Source organism: Yinghuangia sp. YIM S10712 (assembly GCF_051388935.1).
GTDB lineage: Bacteria > Actinomycetota > Actinomycetes > Streptomycetales > Streptomycetaceae > Yinghuangia.
Genome location: NZ_JBPKBI010000011.1, coordinates 195829 through 220430, shown reverse-complemented (window position 1 = coordinate 220430; position 24602 = coordinate 195829). Strand labels below are relative to the sequence as shown.

At 67.6% G+C, this 24602-nt stretch carries 21 protein-coding genes; 10 read left to right on the top strand and 11 right to left on the bottom strand.

Annotated elements, in window-relative coordinates; all coding sequences use genetic code 11:
* Nucleotides 1–47: 47 nt before the first annotated feature.
* Nucleotides 48–847 (bottom strand): IS5 family transposase gene (locus ACRX5W_RS22265; protein WP_436790020.1). Its coding sequence is split into 2 segments (ribosomal slippage): nt 48–508 and nt 508–847, totalling 801 coding nucleotides; the frame shifts between segments, so codons are not numbered across the junction.
* Nucleotides 848–1312: 465 nt separating this feature from the next.
* Here ACRX5W_RS22265 and ACRX5W_RS22260 point away from each other — a divergent pair.
* The 4 genes from ACRX5W_RS22260 (at nt 1313) to ACRX5W_RS22245 (ending at nt 7749) form a co-directional block, all read left to right on the top strand.
* The gene (locus tag ACRX5W_RS22260; protein ID WP_436790004.1) at nt 1313–1963 is read left to right on the top strand and encodes a site-specific integrase; all 651 of its coding nucleotides are present in this window, start codon (nt 1313–1315) and stop codon (nt 1961–1963) included.
* A 159-nt stretch (nt 1964–2122) separates the two neighbouring features.
* Nucleotides 2123–4249, top strand: a complete 2127-nt coding sequence (locus tag ACRX5W_RS22255; protein WP_436790003.1) for an ATP-dependent nuclease — start codon at nt 2123–2125, stop codon at nt 4247–4249.
* Entirely contained in the window at nt 4246–6018 is a 1773-nt protein-coding gene (locus ACRX5W_RS22250) for a UvrD-helicase domain-containing protein (protein WP_436790002.1), read from the top strand. Before ACRX5W_RS22255 ends, ACRX5W_RS22250 begins: the two co-directional genes overlap by 4 nt.
* 246 nt (nt 6019–6264) lie before the next feature.
* The gene (locus ACRX5W_RS22245) at nt 6265–7749 is read left to right on the top strand and encodes a tyrosine-type recombinase/integrase (RefSeq protein WP_436790001.1); all 1485 of its coding nucleotides are present in this window, start codon (nt 6265–6267) and stop codon (nt 7747–7749) included.
* A gap of 568 nt (nt 7750–8317) precedes the next feature.
* Here ACRX5W_RS22245 and ACRX5W_RS22240 read toward each other — a convergent pair.
* Nucleotides 8318–8968, bottom strand: a complete 651-nt coding sequence (locus tag ACRX5W_RS22240; protein WP_436790000.1) for a TetR/AcrR family transcriptional regulator — start codon at nt 8966–8968, stop codon at nt 8318–8320.
* Between the two features lie 222 nt (nt 8969–9190).
* Between ACRX5W_RS22240 and ACRX5W_RS22235 the strand changes: the two genes are divergently transcribed.
* Entirely contained in the window at nt 9191–10393 is a 1203-nt protein-coding gene (locus ACRX5W_RS22235) for a phytanoyl-CoA dioxygenase family protein (RefSeq protein ID WP_436789999.1), read from the top strand.
* Between the two features lie 232 nt (nt 10394–10625).
* Entirely contained in the window at nt 10626–12314 is a 1689-nt protein-coding gene (locus ACRX5W_RS22230) for an ABC transporter ATP-binding protein (RefSeq protein WP_436789998.1), read from the top strand.
* A gap of 352 nt (nt 12315–12666) precedes the next feature.
* Here the strand turns inward: ACRX5W_RS22230 and ACRX5W_RS22225 are convergent, their stop codons facing one another.
* The 4 genes from ACRX5W_RS22225 to ACRX5W_RS22210 form a co-directional block, all read right to left on the bottom strand.
* Entirely contained in the window at nt 12667–13434 is a 768-nt protein-coding gene (locus ACRX5W_RS22225) for an SDR family NAD(P)-dependent oxidoreductase (RefSeq protein WP_436789997.1), read from the bottom strand.
* A 138-nt stretch (nt 13435–13572) separates the two neighbouring features.
* Nucleotides 13573–13920: a cyclophilin-like fold protein gene (locus tag ACRX5W_RS22220; protein WP_436789996.1), complete on the bottom strand. Its 348-nt coding sequence runs from the start codon at nt 13918–13920 to the stop codon at nt 13573–13575.
* 205 nt (nt 13921–14125) lie between these two features.
* Nucleotides 14126–14791: an SDR family NAD(P)-dependent oxidoreductase gene (locus ACRX5W_RS22215; RefSeq protein ID WP_436789995.1), complete on the bottom strand. Its 666-nt coding sequence runs from the start codon at nt 14789–14791 to the stop codon at nt 14126–14128.
* Nucleotides 14792–14854: 63 nt separating this feature from the next.
* On the bottom strand, nt 14855–15871 hold the full coding sequence (locus ACRX5W_RS22210) for a zinc-dependent alcohol dehydrogenase family protein (RefSeq protein ID WP_436789994.1): 1017 nt from the start codon (nt 15869–15871) through the stop codon (nt 14855–14857).
* Between the two features lie 194 nt (nt 15872–16065).
* Here ACRX5W_RS22210 and ACRX5W_RS22205 point away from each other — a divergent pair, with 194 nt between their 5' ends.
* Nucleotides 16066–16935, top strand: coding sequence for a helix-turn-helix domain-containing protein (locus ACRX5W_RS22205; protein ID WP_436789993.1), 870 nt, complete (start codon nt 16066–16068; stop codon nt 16933–16935).
* Nucleotides 16936–17077: 142 nt separating this feature from the next.
* Here the strand turns inward: ACRX5W_RS22205 and ACRX5W_RS22200 are convergent, their stop codons facing one another.
* The 4 genes from ACRX5W_RS22200 to ACRX5W_RS22185 all read right to left on the bottom strand — a co-directional run bounded on the left by ACRX5W_RS22200 (nt 17078) and on the right by ACRX5W_RS22185 (nt 20965).
* On the bottom strand, nt 17078–18100 hold the full coding sequence (locus tag ACRX5W_RS22200) for an NAD(P)H-dependent amine dehydrogenase family protein (protein ID WP_436789992.1): 1023 nt from the start codon (nt 18098–18100) through the stop codon (nt 17078–17080).
* A 411-nt stretch (nt 18101–18511) separates the two neighbouring features.
* Nucleotides 18512–18706, bottom strand: coding sequence for a ferredoxin (locus ACRX5W_RS22195; RefSeq protein ID WP_436789991.1), 195 nt, complete (start codon nt 18704–18706; stop codon nt 18512–18514).
* A 159-nt stretch (nt 18707–18865) separates the two neighbouring features.
* Nucleotides 18866–19609 (bottom strand): SDR family NAD(P)-dependent oxidoreductase, encoded by a 744-nt coding sequence (locus ACRX5W_RS22190; protein ID WP_436789990.1) that lies wholly within the window; start codon nt 19607–19609, stop codon nt 18866–18868.
* An 81-nt stretch (nt 19610–19690) separates the two neighbouring features.
* Nucleotides 19691–20965, bottom strand: a complete 1275-nt coding sequence (locus tag ACRX5W_RS22185) for a cytochrome P450 (RefSeq protein ID WP_436789989.1) — start codon at nt 20963–20965, stop codon at nt 19691–19693.
* Nucleotides 20966–21363: 398 nt separating this feature from the next.
* On the opposite strand from ACRX5W_RS22185, the gene ACRX5W_RS22180 reads away from it, so the two are divergent.
* Nucleotides 21364–22062, top strand: a complete 699-nt coding sequence (locus ACRX5W_RS22180; protein ID WP_436789988.1) for a TetR/AcrR family transcriptional regulator — start codon at nt 21364–21366, stop codon at nt 22060–22062.
* 213 nt (nt 22063–22275) lie between these two features.
* Here ACRX5W_RS22180 and ACRX5W_RS22175 read toward each other — a convergent pair whose 3' ends face one another.
* Nucleotides 22276–22911 (bottom strand): TetR/AcrR family transcriptional regulator, encoded by a 636-nt coding sequence (locus ACRX5W_RS22175; RefSeq protein ID WP_436789987.1) that lies wholly within the window; start codon nt 22909–22911, stop codon nt 22276–22278.
* 296 nt (nt 22912–23207) lie between these two features.
* On the opposite strand from ACRX5W_RS22175, the gene ACRX5W_RS22170 reads away from it, so the two are divergent.
* Both ACRX5W_RS22170 and ACRX5W_RS22165 read left to right on the top strand, forming a co-directional pair.
* Entirely contained in the window at nt 23208–23975 is a 768-nt protein-coding gene (locus ACRX5W_RS22170; protein WP_436789986.1) for an SDR family NAD(P)-dependent oxidoreductase, read from the top strand.
* A 1-nt stretch (nt 23976) separates the two neighbouring features.
* Nucleotides 23977–24558 (top strand): carboxymuconolactone decarboxylase family protein, encoded by a 582-nt coding sequence (locus ACRX5W_RS22165; RefSeq protein WP_436789985.1) that lies wholly within the window; start codon nt 23977–23979, stop codon nt 24556–24558.
* Nucleotides 24559–24602 lie beyond the last annotated feature (44 nt).

Here is a 24602-nt window from a genome sequence, read left to right as displayed (position 1 = left end):
TCCGTGCGTTCTCCAAGTGCCGCCAAGCACGCGGATAAGAAGTCATCTCATTTGGCTAGTCGGCGGTAGCAGATGAGGGTGCAGGCGATGGTGGTGAAGGCGAGGAAGTGTTCGGCTTTGCGTTCGTAGCGTCGGTGGAGGCGGCGGCAGCCGGCGAGCCAGGCCATGGTGCGTTCGATGGTCCAGCGGTGGCGGCCCAGACGTTGTGAGGTCTCGATGCCTTTGCGGGCGATGCGGTGGGTGATGCCGTGCTTGCGCAACCATCGCCGCAGGTGGGGGTAGTCGTAGCCCTTGTCGCCGTGGAGCTTCCCCGGTTTGCGCCGTCTGCGTCCGCGTCGGGACCGGATCGGTGGAATCCCCGCCACCAGCGGGATCAGGGCACGGCTGTCGTGCAGGTTCGCCGCCGAGATCCCGACACATATGGGCAGACCGGTCCGCTCCGTGATCAGGTGAATCTTCGAGCCGTACTTGCCCCGGTCGACAGGATTCGGACCCGTCAGGTCCCCCTTTTCAAGGCCCGCATGTTCACCGAGTCGATCGCGCAGCGGGACCAGTCCAGCCCGCCCCGGGACCCGAGCTCGTCCAGCACCAGGCGGTGGAGCCTGCCCCACACCCCGGCCTTCGTCCACTCCGAGAAACGCCGGTGGGCAGTCGCACCCGACGGCCCGAAAGACGCGGACGGCAACTGCTGCCACGTACAGCCCGACGTGGCCACGAACACGATCGCGGCCAGCACCTCCCGGTCACCGTGCCGACGCCGGCCGCCCCCCTGAGGCCGCGAAGGCGCCTCCGGCACCACACGCTGGAACAACTCCCACAACTCGTCCGGCACCAGCCGCTCAACGATCCCTGCCACAGGCCAGAGCCTACCGACTCAGCCAAATGAGATGACTTCTAATACGACTGGATCACATTAGCCACGCTAGCGGCGGGTACCGACAAGCACCCAGCACAAGCAAGCACAACAGCGGCTCAGCCGGGCAGCGACTGCCCCACGCATGCCGATCTCCGGACGAGACCAAGGACTGCTGCCAGCGCTCCTGAGCCGGAACGCGAGCGTCGCAACCACGAACGCATGCGCGGTGTCAGGCCAACGTCCGCATCCCGCGGTGCGCGAACCCGATCAGCCCGTTAAACTCCGCCAATGCCCGGTCTACCGCGAGCAACTGAAGGCCGGACGCGGCAGACCGACCCTGCACAACTGCGTCGCCACTCTGTCCAGTGCGCTGACGGACGCAGTCCGCCAGCGCCGGATCCGGCTCAACCCGACTCGGCTGAGCATGTTCCCCCGGCCGCAGGCCCGGAACGGACGGTGTGGACTCCGGAGGAAGCAGCGCGGTTCCTTCAGCACTGCCACCAGACCGACCCGCTCATGGCCGGCCTGTGCGAACTGCTGATCGGCACCGGCATGCGCAGGGGCGAAGCCCTGGGCCTGCACTGGGACGACGTTCACCTCGACAACAACGTCGTCTACATCCGCCACACACTCTCCGCCGTCGACAACGGACGACTGGTCTTCACCAGCCCGAAAACCCGCGCCAGCAAGAACTGGATCGCGATCTCCCCACGCGTCGCCCAAGCACTCCGACGACGCGCCCTCGCCGAGCCACGCACCACCAGTTCGCGCAGCGATTCTTATGCCGGACTGGCGTTCACCCGCGACGACGGCCGACCGCTCCGCCCGCAGACCGTCCTCAACCGGTTCCGGAAACTCTCCGACGCAGCGGGCGTCCCACGGACCACCCTGCACGACCTACGCCACCTCGCCGCAACCCTGACGATCAGCGCTGGTGTCCCGCTGACCGTGGTATCCAAGGCACTTCGACACTCCACGATCTCAACGACGGCGAACACGTACTCGCACCTCACCCGGCCAGCAGTGCGCCTCAGTCCTCGCCGTACAAGACGCCCTCGCCACCGCCGAACTACCAAACTGAGATTTCGTACCGGCAAGACCGCATGAGGACGACTTTTTGCAACTCCGCTTCCTCTGCCCGCCAGACGTGACAGGATTCGCCAACTGGGGGTCTGGGGCGTCGCCGTGCCGTGACTTCCGTTTGCCATGTGCCGTGCTGCGATGCCCTCGCTTGCCGCGGCGGGGATCGATTGCGCGGGAGCGGCCTTGGCCGACAACACACCGTCGGAAGCAACGCTCGACCACACCGAGCCGCATCGTCCCCGTATCTCGCGCTTGGAGGTCAAGAACTTCCGTCTGCTCAGAGACGTCACCGTGCGACTGGACGAGCAGGTCACGGTGTGCGTGGGGAGGAACAACACGGGCAAGACGTCGCTGGCGGATGCGCTGGGCAAGATGCTGCGCTCCGGGGAACCGAGCCTGAGGATCGAGGACTTCTCGACAGAATCCCACGGCGAATTTCTGGGCGCCTTCCAGAAGTTCGACGTGGGCGATGAGGCGGCGGCCAGAGAAATCCTGCCCGAGATCACCGTCCGGGTCCTGATCACGTACGACCCGAAGACGCCGTCGTACGGTCCTCTGGGGCCGCTCATCGTCGACTTGGATCCCGACTGCAACGAAGCAGTCATCCACATCAAGTACGCCCTCAAACCGGGCAGGCTCAAGGAGTTCTTCCGCGGCGTACGTGACTCCCTCGTACCGGGTGACGAGCAGGCGTTGCTGCTGGACCTGGTGGGGCCCAGGATTCCCTACGATTTCGAACGCACCGCGTGGGCCGTCGATCCCACAGACGTGGACAACGTGCGCCAAGTCGCACTGTCCGACGTCGCGAAGGCCGTCCACATCGACTTCGTCAAGGCGCAGCGTGGACTCGATGACGAGAAGGAGCGCCCGAAGGATCAGCTCGGGAAGGTCCTGGAGTCGCTCTTCGTCATGGCTTCACAGGCCGATGACGGCTCGTTCCTCAAGCTTCTCTCCGAGGAAATGGACGACGCTCTTGGGATCGTCGCCAAGGAGCTGACGCAACGGGTGCAGGACACGTACGACGAAATGGCCCCGACGGTCGCCGAGTTCGGCTATCCCGGACTCGGTAATCGGAACATCACCGCCCGGACGACACTGGACGCCCGCCGTCTCATGAGCAACTTCACCAGCATCCGCTACCCGGGAACCTCTGGTGTGGAGCTGCCGGAGTCCTACACCGGGCTCGGTCATCGCAACCTGTTGATGATCCTGCTGACCCTGTTCGTCTACTACCGGACGTACGACACCCAGCAGAGCCCGGATGCCGCGCATCTGGTCTTCCTGGAGGAACCGGAAGCCCACCTGCACCCGCAGATGCAAGAGGTGTTCATCCACCAACTCGGCGTCTTCAAGGCGAAGTTCCCCCATACCAAGGGGTCACGGAACCCGTGGAACGTCCAGTTCGTGGTGACGACGCACTCCGCGCACATCGCCAACAAGGCGGGCTTCCCCTCCATCAGGTACTTTCGAGCCTGCACCGACGGAGATCCGACCGAAGCGACCAGTTCCACCGTCCTCAGCCTCGCCGACGCACCCGGCATCGACACCGACTTCCTCCACAAGTACCTGACGCTGACGCGTGCCGACCTGTTTTTCGCCGACAAGGCCATCCTGGTCGAGGGCACGACGGAACGCATCTTCGTGCCGGCCGCAGTGGCCGAGTTCGATCGGCTTCGAAAGGCTTGCGGGCTCGAGAAGTTGTCGGCGCAATACATCAGCATCGTCGAAGTCGGCGGCAACTACGCTCATCTGTTCTATCCGTTCGTCGACTTCCTCGGATTGCGGACTCTGGTGATCACCGACATGGACTCCGTCTCGGCCAACCCGGCTACGGGCAAGTTGCAGAAGTGCTGCGTCCACGAGGGCACGAAAACCAGCAACCAGGGCATCAAGGTGTGGCTCGACGGCGAGGACACGTCGCCGACGAGCCTGCTCAAGCGAGCCGGGGACGGCCTGCCCACGGTCGGCTGCCGTGCCTTGGCCTACCAGGTTCCCGAACTGCCGGATGGCCCGTGCGGCAGGACGTTCGAGGACGCCTTCATCCTGGCGAACCCGGAACTGTTCCCTCTGGACGCCGCTGCCGCGGTAGGTGTCGTCGCGGCCGAGGCCGCCGCCATGGAGGAGGCTGCCGGACACAAGAAGAGCAACTTCGCTCTGCATATCGCTGTTGAGACAGGCGGATGGCACATCCCCCGGTACATCCACCGCGGCCTCGAGTGGCTTGTCGATCGCCCCAGTACAGCCACCGTCGACCTACTCCCAGCGGGCGAAGCATTCCTCTCCGCGTCGGCGGAGAGGGAAGTCGGATGAGCACGCCGAACCAGGTGCTCTCCGCGGAGCAGGAAAGCGAAGCAACCCTGCGCCGGATCGTGGCGGCCGTGGAGCGGCGTCAGCACTTCCGATTGGACGCCGGAGCCGGCTCGGGCAAGACGACTTCACTCATCGACGCACTGCGTCACGTGCTCGACAACCGTGCGACCTTCCTGCCGCGCGCTGGCCAACGCATCGCCTGCGTCACGTACACCAATGTGGCATGCAATGAGATCGTCCGGCGGACCGACGATAGCCCTCACGTCTTCGCGGCCACCATCCACGGGTTCCTGTGGGAGGCCATCTCCAGGTTTCAGAAGCACCTGCGCCAGGAGATTCCGAGCCTGAAGTCCTGGCCAAGGCATCTCGACGGTCTCACGTCGCTCGGGAACCGCACGGTCGAGTACGATCTCGGTTTCCGCCGCATCGATGAACATCGGGTCGCGCTGCATCACGAGGACATCCCAGAACTCGCCATTCGTCTCCTGGGTTTCCCCAAGTTCCGGTCCCTCATCGCGGACCGCTTCCCGGTCGTGTTCGTCGATGAGTACCAGGACACGCCTGAGGGCTTGGCGGAGGCAATGCTGTCGGCGGACGCCACGACGATCTCGAGCCCGACGTACGGGTTTTTCGGCGACCACTGGCAGCAGATCTACGACAGGTCCTGCGGGCTGATCAGCCGCCCGGACGTCATCACCATTCAAAAGCGCGTCAACTGGCGTTCCGGAATCGCCGTCGTCGACTTTCTCAACAAGATTCGCCCCGAATTGCCACAGGCCACAGCCTCCGACGCAGAGGCCGGATCGGTGACCGTCTACCACACCAACGGCTGGACCGGGCCGCGCGGGACACACTCTCAGAAGGGCCATCTCCCCGACGAGGTCCTCAGGAAGACGCTGTCGTGGGTCCGCGCCGATGCCGCGCGACGACAAGGCCAGGACAACCTGGACGAGGCCAAGATCCTGATGTTGACCCACACGGCCATCGCAGGCGAGCTGGGCTTCCGCAGCATCGCTCGGATCTATCGGAACAACGACGACTACGTACGCAAGAACGACGCGGTCATCGCGCTCCTCGCGGACCTCGTCGAGCCTGCATGTGCGTACTTCCGCGACCGGAAGTACGCACTCCTCTTCGACACGTTGAAGCGCTCGCGCCCCAGGCTCCATCGCCGCAGTGACAAGGCCGCGTGGTCCTCGCTCTTCGGCCTGATCGAGCAGGCTCGGATGTCGGGAACCGTCGGTGACGTACTGGACGTGGTGCTCGCGCAACGGTACTTCAGCGTCCCCGACGCAGTGGTCGGCAGGCATCGGGACTGGCAGGCGTCCCTGACAGAACCGCCGGATGAGACGGACGGGAAAGGCGGCCGGCGCCTCGTCGAATACGGGAAACTTCGCGACACCTCGTACCGAGAGGTCATCGCATTGTGCGACTACATCGCCGAGGCGACCCCCTTCTCCACGCAGCACGGAGTCAAGGGCACCGAATACCCGGACGTCGTCGCCGTGTTCGGAGGATGGAACCTCTACGACTTCCCCGGAATGCTCGCCGGGTACGCCACCCGCGACAGCCTGTCGGACGAGGAACTCAAGCGCTTCGAGCGCGCCCGCAACCTCTTCTACGTGGCCTGTTCCCGCGCCCGCTGCAACCTCGTACTTCTGTTCACGCACGAACTCCCCGACAGCGCGCTCAACACACTCCGTTCCTGGGTCACCGTCGACAAGGTGGTCGCGGTGGACCACTCCCCTGACGAGGCGGCGCATCAGTAACGTCCGGGGCCGCCGGATCGGGCAGGTCGATCCCATACGCCCGTGGCTGGCGGGCGGCAGGCGTGGTCGCAGCAATCGACCCCTTCGGCCGCACCGCCCGACGTCTGCCAGGCCCCGGATCGCGAGCGCACTTGACGCTACGACAAGGGGAAACAGGCAGGTCAAGACGGTGTGCGCGGGGTTGGTGGTCGCGCCGGGTGGACACTGGGAGTGCCCGGGGATCCTGCTCCACCGGAGGCGATCACCATGCGCTCCTCCACCCGCGGCCGTGTCTACCGGCGCTGCGGCTGCCGCGACACCGCCCGGCACCAGCTCGGCGCCCGATGCCCCCGGCTCGCCACTGACCCTGCGCACGGGACCTGGGCGTTCGCCGTCGATGTCCCCGCACCCCGCGGCGTCCGCACCACCGTGCGCCGCAGCGGCTTCCCCAGCCACACCGCCGCCCACGCCGCACTGCGCCGACTCCTGGACGGGGAGGCGTGCGGTTTCGACGCCGACCCGAACCAGACCGTCGCCGAATACCTCGACGGCTGGCTTGCCGCGAAGAAGCTCGTCCTCAAGCCGACGACGTACGCCCGCTACCGGGACTACGTCCGCAACGACCTCGTCCCCGGACTCGGCGCGCTGCGCCTCGACGACCTCGGGTACCGGCAGATCCTGGCCTTCGTCCAGCAGGAGCTTGCCGCCGGACGCGGCACCACCACGCTCTACCGGTGCCTGGCGACACTCTCCAGCGCCCTCGGCGACGCCGTCCGCCAGCACCGACTGGCCTCCAACCCCGCCTCCCCACCCGTCATCAGCCGCCCGCCCAGCCCCGAACGCGTGGTGTGGACCGCCGAAGAGGCCGCACGCTTCCTCGAGTACGCCCACATCCACGACCCGCTCATGGCCGACCTGTGCGAAGTCCTCATCGGCACCGGCATGCGCAAAGGCGAAGCGCTCGGACTTCACTGGAACGACGTCCATCTCGAGGCCGGCGTCCTCTATATCCGCTACACTCTCTCCTGCGTCGACAACAGCCGCCTGGTCATCACCGCACCCAAGACCCGCAACAGCAGGAGCTGGGTCGCCATCTCCGGACGCGTCGCCGACGCACTCCGGCACCGCGCCGAACAGCAGCAGCGCGAGCCCGCCGGCCCGCAGAGCGGACCGTTCGCCGACCTGGTCTTCACCCGTCCCGACGGCCGCCCGCTGCGGCCCCAGACACTCCTCGACAGGTTCCGGCGTCTGACCAAAGAACTCGACCTGCGGCGCATCACCATGCACGACCTCCGGCACCTCGCTGCCACGCTGACCATTGCAGCCGGCGTCCCGCTCGTGGTGGTGTCAAAGACTCTGCGGCACTCCACGCTGTCGACCACCGCGAACATCTACGCGCACCTGACCAGGCCGGCGGCATGCGCCGCCGTCACCACCATCCAGCGCGTCCTCGCGCAAGCGGAGCAGCATCTCGACGGGGGCCGGCCGACGCGCGGCGTCGTCCCGCGTCAGCCTCGGAGCTGGTTCCAGCAGGTCACCGACCTGGTGCGTCCCGACGACGAGACCACCCTGCGACCACCACATGGCGCAGGCCGACGGACCTCGACAGCTGATCTGCCTTTGCACGTCGCCGACTTCGGGAACGGGCACCCGCGGCCACTGGCGGAACGCGACCACCCTGCGACCACCGGGGCCAGAACGCCGGAAAGGCCGCCCCCTCCTTGCGGAGAGAACGGCCTTCGACCTGCGTAAACGCTGGTCGGGACGACAGGATTTGAACCTGCGACCCCTTGACCCCCAGCCGCAGGTCAGACGCTATGTTGCGCACGAACGGACGTGCGATTGAATGTAGTTCGTCCCCTCCCGCGCACACCGTGTGGTCCCGTCGTGGTCCCGCAGGCTGACTACCCACGGACACGAACGGCATGGGCCTGCAAGCACTTTGACGAACTCAAGTCCGGTGCAAATCGCTACAAAGCAATGCTACGCCCAAAAGACGACGGACCTCGAACTCGCTCCCGTCAGTTGACCTTCCGCCCGAACGACGAAAGGCACCCTCACGAAATGGCCAGCGACCATGCCCGGGGGCCGGCGGGCAACGCGCGAGGGCGATGGGGAGGCGACCCCCCGCACTACCGGGCACTTCCCCAGCCGCACGAACAAACGGCGGCGCGTCGATGTGGACCGCGCGACAGCCAAGCCGGTGAACAACCCTTACTCCTGGCGTTATGCAAATAGTCTCGCCACCTCGGGGAGTGGCCACGTCGGCACAGCATGCCGTCTTGTTGGATGACTGTCAGTCCGACGGCGTCGACCTCTGTCATCCGTGCATGATGCGGCCGTCCCGCCATCGCGCGAGGGTGACGTGGAGATGCGCGCCGAAGAGGCCGAGGAGGTCGAGACGGGGGTCGATGAGCCATTCCGACTCCATGCCGTTCATGGCCGCCAGGAGGGCGCGGACTTCGGAGTTGATCTGCTGGGCGGTCATAGGCGGGATGTCGCCGTGCGCGACGGCTTCGGCGAGTTTGGCGGAGTATTCGTCCACCGCCTGGCGCTGCCAGTCGCGGATATACGTGTGGGCGGGGTGGGTGTCGCTGGTGGCCTCGGCGCGGAGGGTGAGGATCAGTTCGATCAGGCCGCGGTGTTCCATGTGGTAACGCAGCAGGTCGGGCAGTGCTTCGAAGAAGGCGATGCCGACCTGGTCCGCGTGCGAGGGATGGGGGGCCTTGGCGTCCCAGTGCCGCAGGACGGCGCCGAGAAGGCCTTCTTTGCTGCCGAAGTGCTGCACGAGGCTGGCCGCGCTGACTCCGACCTCGGCGGCGATCTGGCGCAGCGAGCCGCCGGCATAGCCTCGTTCGGCGAAAACTTTGGCCGCAGCCTCCACGATGTGGGCCCTGGTCTCGTTCCCGTTGCGGTACGGCCCGCGCGGCGTCCCTCGGCCAAGCGCTGTCTTGGACTGGGCTGCGGCCACGGGGTGTTCCTTCCGTCGGGCGACTCTTGACACGTCAGCTTAACGTCCGTTTATAGTTCGGAAATATAAACGATGGTTACGTTTTCGTACACCGTCCCCTCCTGCTGGGAGGGCCCGCCGGGATGTGGTGGTGCGTTCGCGACCGGCCCGGTCGTCCGGGCGGCGCACTCGTTCGTACCGTCCGCGACGCTTCCGCACGCGGTATGAGAGGGAGGAAACAGTATGCCTGTCGCTTTGGACCGCCGTACGCGTCGGGACGCCGACCTGCGCCATGTGGACGTCGAGACGTTCGTCGTGGCGGACTTCCCCAGTCTGGCCGCGCGCAATGGCGCTGTGGTGGCGCGGGGAATCGAAGTTTTGAACGCTCCTTCGCTCGCCGTCGAAGTCAGCGACCAGGCATGGTCGTTCACGAGGGCCGGAGACACGCTGACCGCTTCCCCCGGCATCGCGGACGGAGCCGTCGTCGTCACCTTCAGCGCGGAGGAGTTCTCCGACTGGGTGCAGAACCAACGCTCCTTCAACAGCATGCTCACCGCACGCAACCTGCGATACCGCGGCGGCAGCGAACGCGACATCTCGGTGTGGGATTCACTGTGGCTGTCGCTGCTGGAAGGCTGGCCGGTCGTCGACGACGCGCTCGCGTTCCACGACCGCCACGGCGACCCGCTCGCCCTGGACCGCGTGTTCACCCCCGACGACGATCCCGCCGACATCGCGCACTTCCTGCGCGAGGCGGGCTACCTGCACCTGCGCGGTTGGACCGACCCCGCGGACATGCGGCGGATCTCCGACGACATCGATCGGGTGCTTCCGAACTACCGGGAAGGAGACGGCCGTTCGTGGTGGGCCACGCTCGCGGACGGCACCCGTCGGTGCGTCAGGCTCCAGGAGTTTGTCGAACACTCACCGACCACCGCCGCGATACTGCGCGGCGACCGATGGGACCGGCTGCGCCGCGTGATCGCCGCCGACGACGACCTCGTCCAGGGCCCGGTCCAAGGACGCTGCATTGAGGCGCTGATCAAGCCCGTCGGCGTCGTGGCCGGCCCGTCCGACGTCTCGTTCCACCGCGACTGCCACCTCGGACGGCACGCCTACAGATGCTCCAGCACGGTCGTGGGTATCTCCGTCACGGAAAGCAGCGAAGCGAACGGCCAACTGCGCGTCATCGCCGGCTCGCACCGGATATTGATGCCCGTCGAGGTCGCCAAGACCGAACCCTATTTGCCAGTCGTCGCGGTCCCCACCGTGCCCGGCGACCTCACCGTGCACCTGTCCTGCACCCTTCACGAGTCGACGCCGCCGCGACTCCACGAACGGCGTGTCATGTACGCCGGCTTCGGTCTTGCCGCGCGACGGAGACCGCGCCGACGGAGGCCGCGCGCTGGCCGAACTCCGCGAGCGCGTCACCGACATACTGCGTGACCACACCAACCCGACGGACACGCGGCCTGCGTAACCACGACGCGACCGGCGACATTTCTGATTTTCGAACAGGAAGAGACCACCGTGGTAGGGGAGGCGGGCTTGCCGACGCAGACGCGTGCGTGTTTCCGCGCGTTGACAGAGCACGGTTATGCCGACGCAGAGTAACCCCGGCGGGGGCACATTGCATTCATTGCGCGTGCTATTCGCACATGCCGGCGACGGTCGGCGGATGCTCATCGCCGGGTACGCGCTGATCCTCGTGGACGCCGTGGCGCAGAGCCTGGCTCCGGCCGTGTTCCGGGTCGTGCTGAACCGGATCGACGCGGACCCCGACCAGTTTCTCCGTGCCGGGTGGCAGGGGCCGCTGATCGCCGCGGTCGGGATCTCGGCGACGTTCATCACCGCGGCGTACTTCGCGCACACCTGGACGCGGCGCGGCGCGGCGCGGTGGGCGAACAACCTGCGCCGGACGCTGTACGAGCACGTGCAGCGCCTGTCGGTCGACTTCTTCCACCGCTCCCATGTCGGCGACGTCGCCGCCCGCATCAACCAGGACGTCGAGCGCCTGGAATTGACGGTGTGGCAGGGCCTGGCCCTGTGGTGGGCGGTGGCCCTGTTGACGATCTCGGTCGGGCTCATCGCGTGGGTTGACCTGTGGATGGCCCTGATCGCCCTGGCGCTGCTGGCAGTTGCTGTCGGCTGGACGTTGCTCGTCCTGCCCCGCCTGCGCCGCCGCAGCCGCGAGATCAGGGACGACCTCGGCAAGACCTCCGGGATGCTGGCGGAAATGCTCGGCGTCAACGCCCTCCTCAAGGCCTATAACGCCGAGAACGAGGCCCTCGCCCGCGTGCGCGGCGGCACTGACAAGGTCCGCAAAGGATCCGAATCGCTGGCCCGCCTGCAGCACCGGTTCGCCGACCCTCTCGGCATGCACCTGAGTTTCGTCGCACCGTTCGTGCTGCTGTTCGTCGGCGCCTGGCGGACCGCGTCGGGCAGCCTCACCATCGGTGACGTCGTCGCCATCTGGGGCTTCTGGCTGCGCGGAGCAAGCTCCCTCACCCAAGTCATCACCACCCTGCCCGAGGTCATCGTCGGCCTGACCGCCGGCGAACGCGCCGCCGAACTCCTCGACGAACAACCGACCGTCCAAGACCAGCCCAAAGCCCCCGACCTGACCGTCACTCGCGGCCAAGTCGCCTTCGAAAACGTCTCCTTCGCCTACCCCGGACGCCTCTCCCGCCTCGTCCTCGACGACTTCAGCCTGATGATCCGCCCCGGGCAAACGGTCGCACTCGTCGGTTCCTCCGGCGCCGGCAAGTCCACCGTCGCCCAACTCCTGCTCCGCTTCTTCGACCCGATCGACGGCCGCGTCACGATCGACAACCAAGACCTACGCGACGTGACGCAGGCGTCGGTCCGCGCGGCGGTTGGCATCGTTTTTCAGGACTCGCCTCTCATGAGCGGAACCCTGGCGCGGAACCTGCGCCCCGCCAAACCCGACGCCACCGATGAGGAGATCGAGAACGCCCTCGAAGCCGCCAACGCCTGGGAGTTCGTCCGCGCCTGGGATCACGGGATCCACACCGAGCTCGGCGAACGCGGCGTCACCCTCTCCGGCGGACAGCGCCAACGCCTCGCCATCGCCCGCGTCATGCTCAAAGACCCCGCCATCGTCGTCCTCGACGAAGCCACCAGCGCTCTCGACGCCGCAAGCGAACGGGCCGTGCAAACCGCCCTCAACCGGCTCCTCAGCGATAGGACTTCACTCGTCATCGCCCACCGCCTCACCACCATCCGCAACGCCGACCGGATCGCCATCGTCGAGAAGGGAGGCATCACCGGCATCGGCACCCACACAGCGCTCCTCACAACCTCGGCGACCTACCGCTCCTACTGCCGCGAACAGTCCGTCGCATGAAAGCGCCGCCGACCCGCCGGGGTCTGTCAGGTACTCATTGATACTCCCGTTGCTTGGGAAGTTGCCGAAATACTCGGATGCTGCGCCTGCCGGTGTCGTGGGGGAAGCAGCGGACCAAGGAGATGCCCGCGCCGCGCACACTGCGACCGCAGGCCAGCCTTCGCCGTCAACTCCTGATGTACGCGCGGTAGCGCCGTCGGCGCGGGACCGCCCACCGTGGTCGCTCGGCCCGTCGGTCGGCAGCCGTATTCGCCGAGACCGCGCGACCGACGCGGTCATCGGGTTGCCCGCGGCCTGGGACCCAAGCGCGACCGAACAGGGTCTGGCAGCAAGGTCGACGTGGGCGCGGTGTTCAGCGAGCGACGTAGCCGCCGTCGACGGGGAGGGCGACGCCGATGACGAAGGCGGCGCCAGGGCTGCACAGCCACAGGACGGCCTGGGCGATCTCGTCGGCGGTGCCGAGGCGGTTGATCGGCTGGTTGGCCTCGGCTTCGGCCCGGTCGAGTTCTCCCTTGTTGATCATGTCGCTGACCATCGGAGTGTCGATGGTGCCGGGACAGATGGCGTTGATGCGGATGCCGCGAGGGGCGTATTCGAGGGCGGCGCTGGAGGTCAGACCGATGACGCCGTGCTTGGAGGCGTGGTAGGAGGCGCGGCCGGGGATGCCGACGAGGCCGCCGAGGGATGAGCAGTTGACAATGGCGCCGCTGCCTTGGCTGCGCATGTGCCGCAGTTCGTGCTTCATGCAGGCCCATACTCCGCGCAGGTTGATGGCGTTGACGCGGTCGAATCGGTCGGCGGGTTCGTCGGCTGCGTCACTGGGCGGGATCTGGATGCCGGCATTGTTGTACGCCGCGTCGAGGCGGCCGAAGGTCTCCACAGTGCGGTCGACCGCAGCGGCCACCTGTTCCTCGTCGGTGACATCGCAGGTGAGAGTCAGCGTGTCGTGGCCTTCGTCGGCGAGTTGCCGGGCGGCCGAGTGCAGGGCGGCTTCGTCGATGTCGGTCAGCGCGACGCCGGCACCTGACCGAGCGAAAGCCCGGGCGGTGGCCAGGCCCATGCCGGAGCCGGCTCCGGTGACGAAAGCGACCTGGCCGCTGAAGTCGTACGTGGGGTTCACGGGTGCGGTTCCTTTCTCGATGTCGCGTGGTCAGCGCGTCTGACTGCCGTGGATGACGACGAAGGACAGTAGGCCGGAGGTGGCTTCCCACAGTGCAGGGCACGCACGAACCTCTCCCCGTACAAGTGGTCGACAGAGTCAGGAGGCAGCTTCGATGGTGATGCGGTCGGCTGCGGCCAGTTGGTCGGCGTCCGCGTCGACGTGGCCGAGGATGAGGAGGTCCGCGTCGGCGGAGGGGCCGTCGCGGTAGAAGATAGCCAGGTTGCCCCACGGCGCGTAGTAGGCGAGATCGCCGGCCTTGGCCGCAGTCGGTTCAGGGGCGTCGGAGGTGTTCAGCCTGCGGGGCGGGTAGCCGATGCGTTCTGTCCCATGGAAGTCCTCAAGGCTCAAGGTGAGCGGCAGTAGGGAGGCGAGGTCACGGGCGGCAGGGCTGTCGTTCAGGGTGGCGTCGACGGGTCGGCCGTCGAGAGTGACACGGATGTCCATGACCGTGTTCCTGTCGGGGCCGGAAGTGTCGGAGGCCGGTGTCTCCCGCCGTTCCGACAGCGCGGATGAAGAAGGTGCGGGCGACGATGTGGGCTGTGGCGAGTCGTTCGAGCAAGCCACCGTGGCCGGCAGCAGAACGGCGGCTGCAAGCGTGGCGCGGACCAGAGCTCGACAGGGTGCGGAGGTCAAGGCTGTCCCCGGTTGTTCAGTCGGGCATGGGCTCGGCGTAGTGCCGGAAGCCGCTGCGTTCCGTGTGGATGGCGTACAGGCGCTCGGCGAGGACAGCGGGGCTGCTGTGCTCTGCGTCGGGCCGGATGGCTCCCGGGATGATCAGTTGTGCGGCGTGGATGTTCTCCGGGGCAAGGGCGTCGTGGAGCATGCGGGCGTACGCGCTTTCGGCGGCGAAGGCGATGGAGGTGCCGGCGACGCTGGGGTTCGGGCGCACCGCGCTGGAGCCGTTGACGAACAGCAGCGTGCCGCGTCCCAGATCCCGCATCCCGGGCAGGACAGCGTGGACCGCGCTGACAGTTGCCTTGACGGAGAACGTCAGCGGGGCGTCAAGATCGTCGGCGCGGGTGTCGAGGACGTGCTTCATGAAGTCGGCGCGGGGCACCGGGCTGTACTGCAGGATCTCAACGGGCCCCAGGGCCTCGGCCGCATCCCGCAGGCCCGCGGTCAGGGACGCGGTGTCCAGGACGTCGGCGGCGAAGCCGCGCGCCCGGATGCCGTCGCGAGCCAGCTCGGCCGTCAGCTCGTCCAGGTGCCGGGGATTGCGGGAGATCAGGGCGACGTGGTGACCGGCGGCGCCGAAGCGCCGAGCACAGGCCAGTCCCAGTCCAGGACCGGCGCCGATGAGTGCAAAATTTGTCACGTTCAGTTACCTCACACGGATGGGTTGGGGCCGATGCCCGGCCCCGAGGATGAGCATGCAGGGTCAGGGGGTGAGCAGGGTCTTGATGACGCGGCGCTCGTCCATCGCCCGGTAGCCCTCGGCGACCTGCTCCAGGGGCAGGGTCAGGTCGAAGACCTTGCCGGGGTTGATCCGGCCGGCCAGGATCCGGTCGACCAGGTCAGGCAGGAAGCGGCGCACGGGGGCGGGGCCGCCCCGCAGGCCGACCTGGGAGAAGAACAACTCCTGGCCTTCGAGCGTGACGTTGTGCGGAACGCCGACGAAGCCGACGTTGCCGCCGGGCCGGGCGGAACGCACGGCCTGCTGCATGGATTGTTCGGTGCCGACGCACTCCAGCACGCTGTCGGCGCCGATGCCGCCGGTCAGCTCCTTGATGCGGGCGATGCCCTCCTCGCCGCGCTCGGCGACGATGTCGGTGGCGCCGAACTCGAAAGCAAGTTTCTGCCGGTTCTCGTGGCGGCTCATGGCGATGATCCGCTCCGCTCCCAGCTCCTTGGCGGCGATCACGCCGCTCAGGCCGACCGCGCCGTCGCCGACGACGACCGCCGTGGAGCCGGGCCGGACCTCGGCGGCGACGGCGGCGTACCAGCCGGTGCCCAGCACGTCCGAGGCGGCCAACAGGCTGGGCACGAACTCCGCACCCGGGTGTTCGCCGAGGGCGACCAGCATGCCCGAGGCGTACGGGATGCGTATGTACTCGGCCTGGCAGGCGCTCATGAAGTCGCGGTGCAGGCAGGAGGACTGCCAGCCGTTACGGCAGTTCGGGCATGTGTTGTCGGCGATGCAGAACGAGCCGACGACGAACTGGCCCGGCTTGACGGCGGTGACGTCCTTCCCGACCTCCTCCACGATGCCGACGTACTCGTGCCCCATCGCGACAGGCTCCGTGACGGGGTCCTTGCCGCGGTACGGCCACAGATCCGAGCCGCACACGCACGTGGCGACCGTGCGGATGACGGCGTCGGTCCGATGGACGATCTTCGGGTCGTCGCGGTGCTCGTAGCGCACATCGCCGGGGGCGTACATGACGGTTCCGCGCATGGTGGTGCTTTCCTTCACGGCGTGGGATCGGTGGACGCAGTCTTCCTGCCGGGCAAGTCCCGGGGCTGCTCACCATCGACCCTCACACGCACCCCAGGGCGCGAAAAGAGGAGAAACGCATCCCGGGAGAAGCGCAACCTGGGGAGGAAACCCTCCCACCCACCCAGGCGGCAACCGGTGCCATGCTGGAGAGCATGACCGGCAAAGCCTCCTTGAACGAACTGGGAGAATTCCTCAAGAAGCGCCGCTCAGGGCTGAGCCCACGCATGGTCGGCCTGCCCGAGAACAGCAGGACGCGCCGGGTGCCCGGCTTGCGCCGCGAGGAAGTCGCCCAGCTCGCCAACATCAGCACCGACTACTACATGCGCCTGGAACAGGGCCGTATGCAGGCATCAGCGCCGCTGCTGGAGGACCTCGCCCGCGTCCTGCGCCTGGACGAAGACGAACGCGCCTACCTCTTCCAGCTCGCGGGCAAGACCACCGCCCGTCCCCGGCGCCGCGGCCGGCAGAAGGTCCAGCCGCAGCTGCAGCGCCTCTTGGACGACCTCACCTCGACGCCGGCCCTGGTCCAGGGCCGACGCGGGGACATCCTCGCCTGGAACTCACTCGCCGCCGCCCTGGTCACCGACTTCTCCCGGTTGCCCGAGAAGCACCGCAACTACCCGCGGATCCAGTTCACCGACCCGGCCATGCGCACTTTGTACGCCGACTGGGAGGCCTCCGCCCAGATCTCCGTCGCCCAGCTGCGTATGGAGGCCGCGAAATGCCCCGACGACCCCCGCTTGATCGAACTGGTCGGTGAACTCTCGATGCGCGACGCGCAGTTCGCCCAGTGGTGGGGCGACCACCGCGTCGCCGCCCGCACCGTGGGCACGAAGACCCTCAACCACCCGGTCGTCGGAGAACTCGTTCTGGACTGGGACACCCTCACCGCCAGCACCGACCCGGACCAGCAGCTGACCGTCTGGACCGCCGCCCCCGACTCCCCCACCCACGAGCGGCTGCGCATCCTCGCCTCTTGGGCCGCCGCACAGCAGGTACCCGCCTCGCCTTCTCTGAGCTGACCCCTCAGCGACTGGCTGACGCGTGCCGGCCCTTTGGGTCGGCAACCGCTGCAAGCTGTAGGGGCGAGCGCGTTGAGGTATGCGTGCTTGAGCGGGGCAACATCTTTTTCCGGGTGGTGGCTGGAGTCAAGCGGCGGTCAATTCAGCGAACCAGGCCGCGCGGCTGTACCACGCCCAGGTCGAGGTGGGTGACGAAACCGGGTTCGGCGGCGCAGACAGCCGGGATGGCTGTCAGGCCGGCCATTGCGGTCCAGTTTCCGCCGGTGGCTTTGTCGTCGAGTGTCAGCTCCAGCGACGCGTCGCCGTCGACGACGATGCGGTAGCGGCCGTCGACGCGTTCCCACGCGGGTTCCATGTCCTCATGGCCGACAGTCCAGATGGTGTGGAAGGTGATGAGCGGCTTGCCGTCCACCAGGGCCGACCATGCGTAATTCTGGCCCGCGACGGTGCCCGCGGGAATGACGCCGCCCGCGTGCGTGATGTCCTTTGTAGCAATGGCGAATTCGGTTTCCGACGCAAGGCCGTCGATTGTCTTGCCGAGGCCTTCCGCGATCATGGCCATGGATTGCGCGAAGTGGTTGATCACCTCAGGCGGCCGACTGGGATTCGCGGCCAACTCCTCGGGGTCCCGCCCGAACCCCATGCGTTCCATCCACGGCGACGGGTGCTTCTGGAAGTCTGCGAACTCGTAGACGCGGACGCGGTCGATCCGACCCGCGAGCCTGGCAAGGGTGAGCGGAAGGATGTCGCCCGCATAGCCGGGGTGAATCCCGGAGCCATGAAACGAGACCCCGCCCTCTTGGCAGGCCGCCTCGATCTTCTCGACATCCGCGCGGCAGTACTCCGTCGGATGGAACGGGCCCAGAGGAGAGACGACGTTCTTCCCGGAACGCAGGAGCCGGCACACCATGTCGATGTCCGGGACCAAGGGGGCGAAGTGGACGCAGTCCGCGTCCAGCGCGACTATCTCGTCCCTGTCGTCCGTCGCGGCCAAGCCGACATCGGCGACTCCCGCGATTGCGCCGACGTCCTTCCCGACCTTGTCCGGGTTGGTCACCAGAACGCCGACGAGGTCCATGGAAGGGTTTTCCACCAGGTGCCGGATGGAGGCCTGCCCGATACCCCCGGTCGCCCATTGCACGACACGATAGGTCTTGCTGCTCATCGATGAAACTCCTTCTGCTGGTACGGATGTTCTTGCCGAGGTCCTTGCGTCGGCGCGACCTGCTCATCATCCGGCGCGTTCTGTGTCCTGACGGATGCCGAGGACCGACGGGCATTTCGTGGTCACGGGCGGGGGCGGCCGAAGTACATGAGCCGAGCGAAGTCGCGGTTCGCGGCTCCAGCGTCAGGCGAGCACCTGGGAACCTCGACGGGGGATCGCGTCGAACGCACGTAGTGCCCGCGCGGGATCTTCCGCACGGGCACTACGCGGGGACGGCGACATGTTCCTCGGACAGGTCTCGGTCCCCTTGGGCAGGAAGCGCCGGTCCCTGCTCCCGTAAGCGTCCCGGCGTCCCTACCCGTCCACGCGAGCCTTGGCTCCGGGGCCCTGCCTCCCCGAACGCCGCGGCCGCTAGTCGTCGACGAGTGCGAGCGCCTGGCGCGGGCAGGCCGCGACGGCGGCACGGACGTCGGCCGCCAGGTCGTCGTCGGGCGTGTGGTCGAGCACGATGACCTGGTCATCGGGGCTCAGTTCGAAGACGTCCGGGGCGATGGCAGCGCACATCGCATGGCCTTCGCATGTGTTGAGGTCGGCGGTTACGCGCATGGGTACTCCGTTTTTGCAGTTCAAGCGGCTGTGGCTTCGTGTCGATCACGGCGCCGGCGGGCCCTTCAGCGACCGGCCAACGGGCGAGGTCGGACCGATCCGCGACCTGCCGCCGGTCAACGATCGCGGTACGCGGCGGCCGGTGTGGGCAGTGCCGGGTTACAGGTACCAGCCGCCGTTCACGCCGATCTGCTGGCCGGTGATGAACCCGGCGTCGTCGGAGCAGAGGAACTCGCAGGCGGCGGCAACGTCGGCCGGCACACCGGCCCGGCGCACCGGTGTCACCGCCGCGATGGCCTCGACGCCCGGGAACCGCCCGGCCGCCTCCTCCGCTTGGGCCATCGGGGTGTCGATGATGGACGGCGGGATCGTGTTCACGGTGATCCCGTGCGGGGCCAGATCCACCGCCAAGGCTTTCGTCAACGCGATGACCCCGCCTTTGGAGGCGATGTAGTGCGCACGGTTCGGGCCGCCGGACTGAGCGCTCGACGACGAGATGGTCACGATGCGCCCCCAGCCGGCCTCCAGCATGTCGGGCACCACCGTCTGCAGGCAGTTGAAGGTACCGGTCAAGTTGACGGCCAGGACCCGGTCCCACGTTTCCTGCGTGATGTCCGTGAACGGGTGTTCGGCGGCGATCCCGGCGCTTGTGACGGCGATCTCGATCGACCCGAACTCCCGGCGCACCGCTTCCATCGCCGATTCGACCGCCGCGCGGTCGCTGACGTCGACCTCCAGACCCACCGCCTGGGCACCGCCGGCCCGCAGGGTGTCCGCGGCGCGCTTCGCGGCGTCGCCCTGCCGGTCCAGCACGGCCACCCGGTCCCCGCGCGCGGCAAGGCGCTCGCTGATCCCGAGACCGATTCCCGATGCACCGCCGGTCACCACGGCAACGCGACTCACCACGATTTGTCCACGCCTTTCGAAGGAATTCGACAGAGGGAATCCGAAGCGTCCGCCTAGGTTTCCCGAGAACGACTGCGCTCAGCCGATCGGGCTGAACGTCAGATGGAGGTTGGTCAGGCCGCGCAGGATGAACGTCGGTTCGTACTCGAACCGACGGGCGTCGGCAGGCCCGTGCTCAGCTTCGGAGATGCGGATGTCGGACATCCGGTCGAGGAAGCGCTCGATGCTGATACACGCCTCGGCGCGGGCGAGGGGACCCCCCGGACACGAGTGGGGGCCGCGCCCGAACGCGATGTGTTCGCGTACGTTGCTGCGGCCGAGGCGGAACTGGTCGGGTTCGTCGAACTTGCGGGGGTCGCGGTTGGCGGCGCCGGGGTGCACGGCCACGATGGTTCCCGCCGGGAGTTCGACGCCTTCGAGCTCCGTCGTCACCCTGGTGAGGCGGAAGTCGCTCTGCGTGGGGCTCTCCAGGCGCAGCGTTTCCTCGACGAAGTCCGCGATCTTGCGCCGGTCGCCGCGCAGGATGTCCTGGTACTCGGGGTTCTCCGCGAGGATGTGCATGGCCGAGGAGATGAGGCGCGCGGATGTGTCTCCGCCCGCCGCGAACAGGAACGAGGCCAGCCGCCCGACCACCTCGACGTCGGGGGTGGTTTCGTCCGGGTAGGTCGCGAGCGCCAGTTCGGTGAGGATGTCCTCGCGGGGCTCCCGACGGCGGTCCTCGATGTACCCGACGAAGCGCTGCTGCAGGAACTCCAGTGGATTGCCCGTGATCACGTGGGCGGGCCCGTCGGCGTCCGGTACCGGCTTCTCCACGCCGAGCTGCGCGCGGAACTCCTCGCGGTCGGCCTCGGGAACCCCCAGAAGCTCCGCGATCACCAGCAGCGAGAAGACGTCCGAGTACTGCGAGCCGACCTCGAACGTGCCCTTGCCGATGAACTCGTCGATCTGCTCGTCGGCCAACCCCCGCATCTTCTCCTCGACGTGCTTGAGGCGGCCGGGCGTGAGCAGCCTGCGCAGCAGCGCCCGCTCCGCGGCGTGGGTCTCACCGTCGCGCGTGACCAGGAAGTCGGCCATCGGCAATTGGTCGCGGTACTGCTCGATCAGAGCGCTGATGTCGTCGCCCTCGGCCTTGACAGGCAGTCCCGGAAAGGGGCCGGCCACCGAGTTGCACGACGAGAACGCGTTCGTGTCGCGGTAGACCTCCACGGCCTCCGCGTACCCGGTCACCGCCACGACGCCAGGATGCGCGACGGGGTGCACCGGGCAGCGCCCGCGCAGCTCGTCGAAGTACGGATAGGGATCGTGCAGCACCGCCGGATCGGTGAAGAAGTCCACTGATTCCACATCGACCATCGCATGACTCCAAACAAACGCCTTGACGGCGGAACAGGACGACGACCGAGGGAAGGCGAAGATCGCATTGGCCAACCGTCCAAATTGATTGGTCGCATGTCTAACAGCCGAAGGGGGGTCGGTCAANCTCCAAACAAACGCCTTGACGGCGGAACAGGACGACGACCGAGGGAAGGCGAAGATCGCATTGGCCAACCGTCCAAATTGATTGGTCGCATGTCTAACAGCCGAAGGGGGGTCGGTCAACCCCCCGTCGGGCAGGCAAAGGCCGACTGGGGACGGCGTGCCGCGGCGGCACGCCGCCTGCGAAGCTGTCCGCCCTGTCCGCGCCGCCCTGCCCCCGCCCCAGGCCGCCACCTCGGTGACGAACGGGCGAAAGGCCTGGATAAGCTGTGGCCATGGCGCCTCCCCCGGCTCGGCGAACGCCGGATTCGCCGGCTCCCACCCCGTCCGACGAGACCTCGAAGCCGTCGCGCTCCCGTCCCAAGGAGACCGCCTCGTCCACCACCCGGCGCAGGAACACCGAGAAATCCAAAACCCGGACGCTCCTCATCGACGTGACGGCGCAACTCATGCTCAAGGAAGGGCACACCGCGGTCACGGCACGGCGCGTCGCCGCCGAAGCCGGCGTCCATTCCGGGCTGGTGCACTACTACTTCGAGACCATGAACGACCTGTTCCTGGCCGTCTACCGGCGGGGCGCCGAGGCGTACCTGCGACGCCAAGCGCGCGCACTCGCCACACGCCAACCCCTACAGTCGCTCTGGAAAATCAGCACCGACCCCCGCGGGGCCGAGGACGTGAGGATCATCTCCGAGTTCATGGCACTCGCCCAAAGCCATGAAACGATCCGCGCGGAAGTGGCCGCGTACGGAGAACGAGCCCGCGAACTGGAGAAAAAGGCCTTCGCCCGCATCCTCAGCAAAGGCGCCGCGAACGGGGCCTTGTCACCCGCCGCGGCCAGCGTGCTGATCGATGGTGTCTCCCGTTCCATCGCGATGGAACGGGCTGTGGGACTCACAGACGGCCACGATGAGGTCATCGCACTCATCGGCGACTATCTCCGACAACTCGACCCGCCTGACTCCGACGAATAAACACTCACACAAGTTGTCGTCCGGCGCCGGCCCGCGGCGGGACGGCCCGTCCGGTTACGGTGTCTGCCGGGCTGGTCATGATGGAAGCGCCCGGAACCGGCGTTGTGGCACAGCCCATCCCGATGCTCCGGGTCCGCCTCCATGAACCCGGCCTTGGGCGAATTCGGCCGTTCAAGCACGGCTTTCGGTGCCGACCACCCGTTCCCCCAACGATTATCCGCGCCCTGTCGAGGTGTCCGCTTTGTAAGCGGGATCGCCTGCGGCCGACGGCAGGTCGTAGCGCTGGAGGTATTCCTCGATCAGGGCGTGGACCTCGCCGCGGCTGTGGTGGAGACCCACCGCGTCGTCCATGGCCAGCACGCGGGGAAGTCCGGCGAGCAGCACGGTGAGGGTGGGCAGAGACGGCTTGTGGGGGGTCAGGCCGTCGGCCTTCAGGACTTTGTCCAGCGCTTGCTCTTGGAGCATGCGGAATCGGCTGGAGTAGTCGGCCAGTTCCGTCCGGATCGCCTTGCGGTGGTTGGCGAGGGCGAGAAACTCCAACGTCAGGGCGGTGTCGCGGGGTTCGCTCATCACTTCCCACACGCCGCGCAGCGGCTGCGGGCTCTCGGCGGCGTCCTGCAGCCGCGCGAGGTGCGCCTCGGCGCCGCGGCGGAAGACGGCCAGGAACAAGTCGTCGATGGTGCTGAAGTGGTAGTGCACCAGGGCCGGGTTGACGCCGGCCTGCGCGGCGACTTTGCGCGTGGTGACCGCCGCGTATCCCTCGTCCAGCATCAGTTGTAGTGCCGCGTTGAGCAGCGCCGTTCGGGTGTCCTTCTTCGGCGCGCGACGCGGTGTCGCCGGGTTGGACACTTCATCCTTTCCGCGCTGACGCGCTGCTCACTCGGGTCGATCTCCATGCCGGAACACCTTACCCGCCGCTTGACCTGCCCTGCCTCCCCCTGTTAGGCATATGCCCAATCCCACTTTTGGGCAGATGCCCAAGCGGAGGGGGTGGGCCTTCCGTCGGTTCCGGACGGCGGTCCCGAAGCATTCGAACGCGGCGCCTGCGGGCGCCGTGGGAAGAGTAGGAGACCAGTGAGACGTTCGCCTCGCACACACGCCGGCCACCAAGCAACGTCGACCGTCGCAGACTTCCGGTGCGCGCGGTGACGCCGCCGGCGTGGGACCGCCCGCGCGTCGCTGTCGTCACCGGAGCCGGCTCCGGGATCGGCAGGGCGGTCGCTCTCCGACTGGCCGAGGAGGGTGCCCGCGTGGCGCTGCTCGACCTCGACGGCGAGGCCGCCGAGCGCGTCGCGGCCGAGATCGCGTCGACCGGGGCCACCGCGGTCGCGCTGACTGTAGACGTGACCGACCGAGCTGCGGTCGACGCCGCCGTCGCCGGGGTGTGCGACCGGCTGGGGCCGCCGACCATCCTGGTCACCAGCGCGGGCTTGGACGGCTTCCACCCGTTCCTCGACATCACCGAGCAGCAGTGGGACCGCATCCTCGGCGTCAACCTGACCGGTACCTTCCAATGCTGCCAGGCGGTGGCGCCGCACATGGTCGAGGACGGCTGGGGGCGGATCGTCACCATCTCCTCCTCCAGCGCGCAGACCGGCAACCCGCTGATGACGCACTACTCCGCGGCCAAGGCCGGAGTCGTCGGGTTCACCAAAGCGTTGGCCCTGGAACTGGGCCCGCGCGGGATCACCGTCAACACCGTCCCTCCCGGTTTCGTCGACACGCCCATGCTCCGCAAGACCGAGTCCCGGGGCTTCCTCGGGGACGGCATCGACCACCACCAGGCGACCACACCGGTACGCCGGGTCGGCCGCCCGGAGGACATCGCCGCCGCGTGCGCCTACCTCGTACGCGACGAAGCCGGCTACATCACCGGACAGATCATCGGCGTCAACGGCGGAAGGACCACCTGACATGGCCCGCATCGACCCCCTGCACATCAAGCAATGGCCCCACGAGATGCGCGCGGCGATGGCGGCGATGATGCCGCCGACGCAGCGCCATCCCCAGCCGCTCACCGAGAACCGCCCCAAGGCGATGAACACGCTCGGCACGTTCGCGCACCACCCGGACCTGGCCCACGCGTTCTTCTCGTTCAACGGCCACATCCTGATGGGCACCACGCTCACCGAGCGGCAGCGCGAACTCCTCATCCTGCGCGTCGCGACGCTGCGCAAATCCTCGTACGAGTGGGTCCAGCACGTGGCCATGGGCCGCGACGCCGGCCTCGACGACGAAGAGATCGGCCGCATCGCCTGGGGACCGGACGCCCCCTACTGGACCCCACTGGAGGCAGCCCTGCTGCGGGCCGCCGACGAACTGGTCGGCGACGGCGCGATCACCGAGGACACCTGGCAGGCTCTCGCATCCGAACTCGACACCAGGCAACTGCTGGACGTCATCTTCACCGTCGGCGCCTACGAAACCCTCGCCTGGATGTTCCGCTCCTTCGACCTCCCACTCGACGCCGAACTCAAGCGCGAGCCCGAAGCGTGATCAGCGCGACACCCGTGGCACCGGCCGCCTGACAGGAGAGAGAC

Bases quoted from the DNA above. Each gene is read 5' to 3' on its own strand.
- ACRX5W_RS22195 (WP_436789991.1), bottom strand. From the start codon at position 18,706: ATGCGCGTAACCGCCGACCTCAACACATGCGAAGGCCATGCGATGTGC.
- ACRX5W_RS22220 (WP_436789996.1), bottom strand. From the start codon at position 13,920: ATGGACATCCGTGTCACTCTCGACGGCCGACCCGTCGACGCCACCCTG.
- ACRX5W_RS22230 (WP_436789998.1), top strand. From the start codon at position 10,626: ATGCTCATCGCCGGGTACGCGCTGATCCTCGTGGACGCCGTGGCGCAG.
- ACRX5W_RS22205 (WP_436789993.1), top strand. From the start codon at position 16,066: ATGACCGGCAAAGCCTCCTTGAACGAACTGGGAGAATTCCTCAAGAAG.
- ACRX5W_RS22210 (WP_436789994.1), bottom strand. From the start codon at position 15,871: ATGCGCGGAACCGTCATGTACGCCCCCGGCGATGTGCGCTACGAGCAC.
- ACRX5W_RS22180 (WP_436789988.1), top strand. From the start codon at position 21,364: ATGGCGCCTCCCCCGGCTCGGCGAACGCCGGATTCGCCGGCTCCCACC.
- ACRX5W_RS22245 (WP_436790001.1), top strand. From the start codon at position 6,265: ATGCGCTCCTCCACCCGCGGCCGTGTCTACCGGCGCTGCGGCTGCCGC.
- ACRX5W_RS22250 (WP_436790002.1), top strand. From the start codon at position 4,246: ATGAGCACGCCGAACCAGGTGCTCTCCGCGGAGCAGGAAAGCGAAGCA.
- ACRX5W_RS22185 (WP_436789989.1), bottom strand. From the start codon at position 20,965: ATGGTCGATGTGGAATCAGTGGACTTCTTCACCGATCCGGCGGTGCTG.
- ACRX5W_RS22165 (WP_436789985.1), top strand. From the start codon at position 23,977: ATGGCCCGCATCGACCCCCTGCACATCAAGCAATGGCCCCACGAGATG.
- ACRX5W_RS22200 (WP_436789992.1), bottom strand. From the start codon at position 18,100: ATGAGCAGCAAGACCTATCGTGTCGTGCAATGGGCGACCGGGGGTATC.
- ACRX5W_RS22235 (WP_436789999.1), top strand. From the start codon at position 9,191: ATGCCTGTCGCTTTGGACCGCCGTACGCGTCGGGACGCCGACCTGCGC.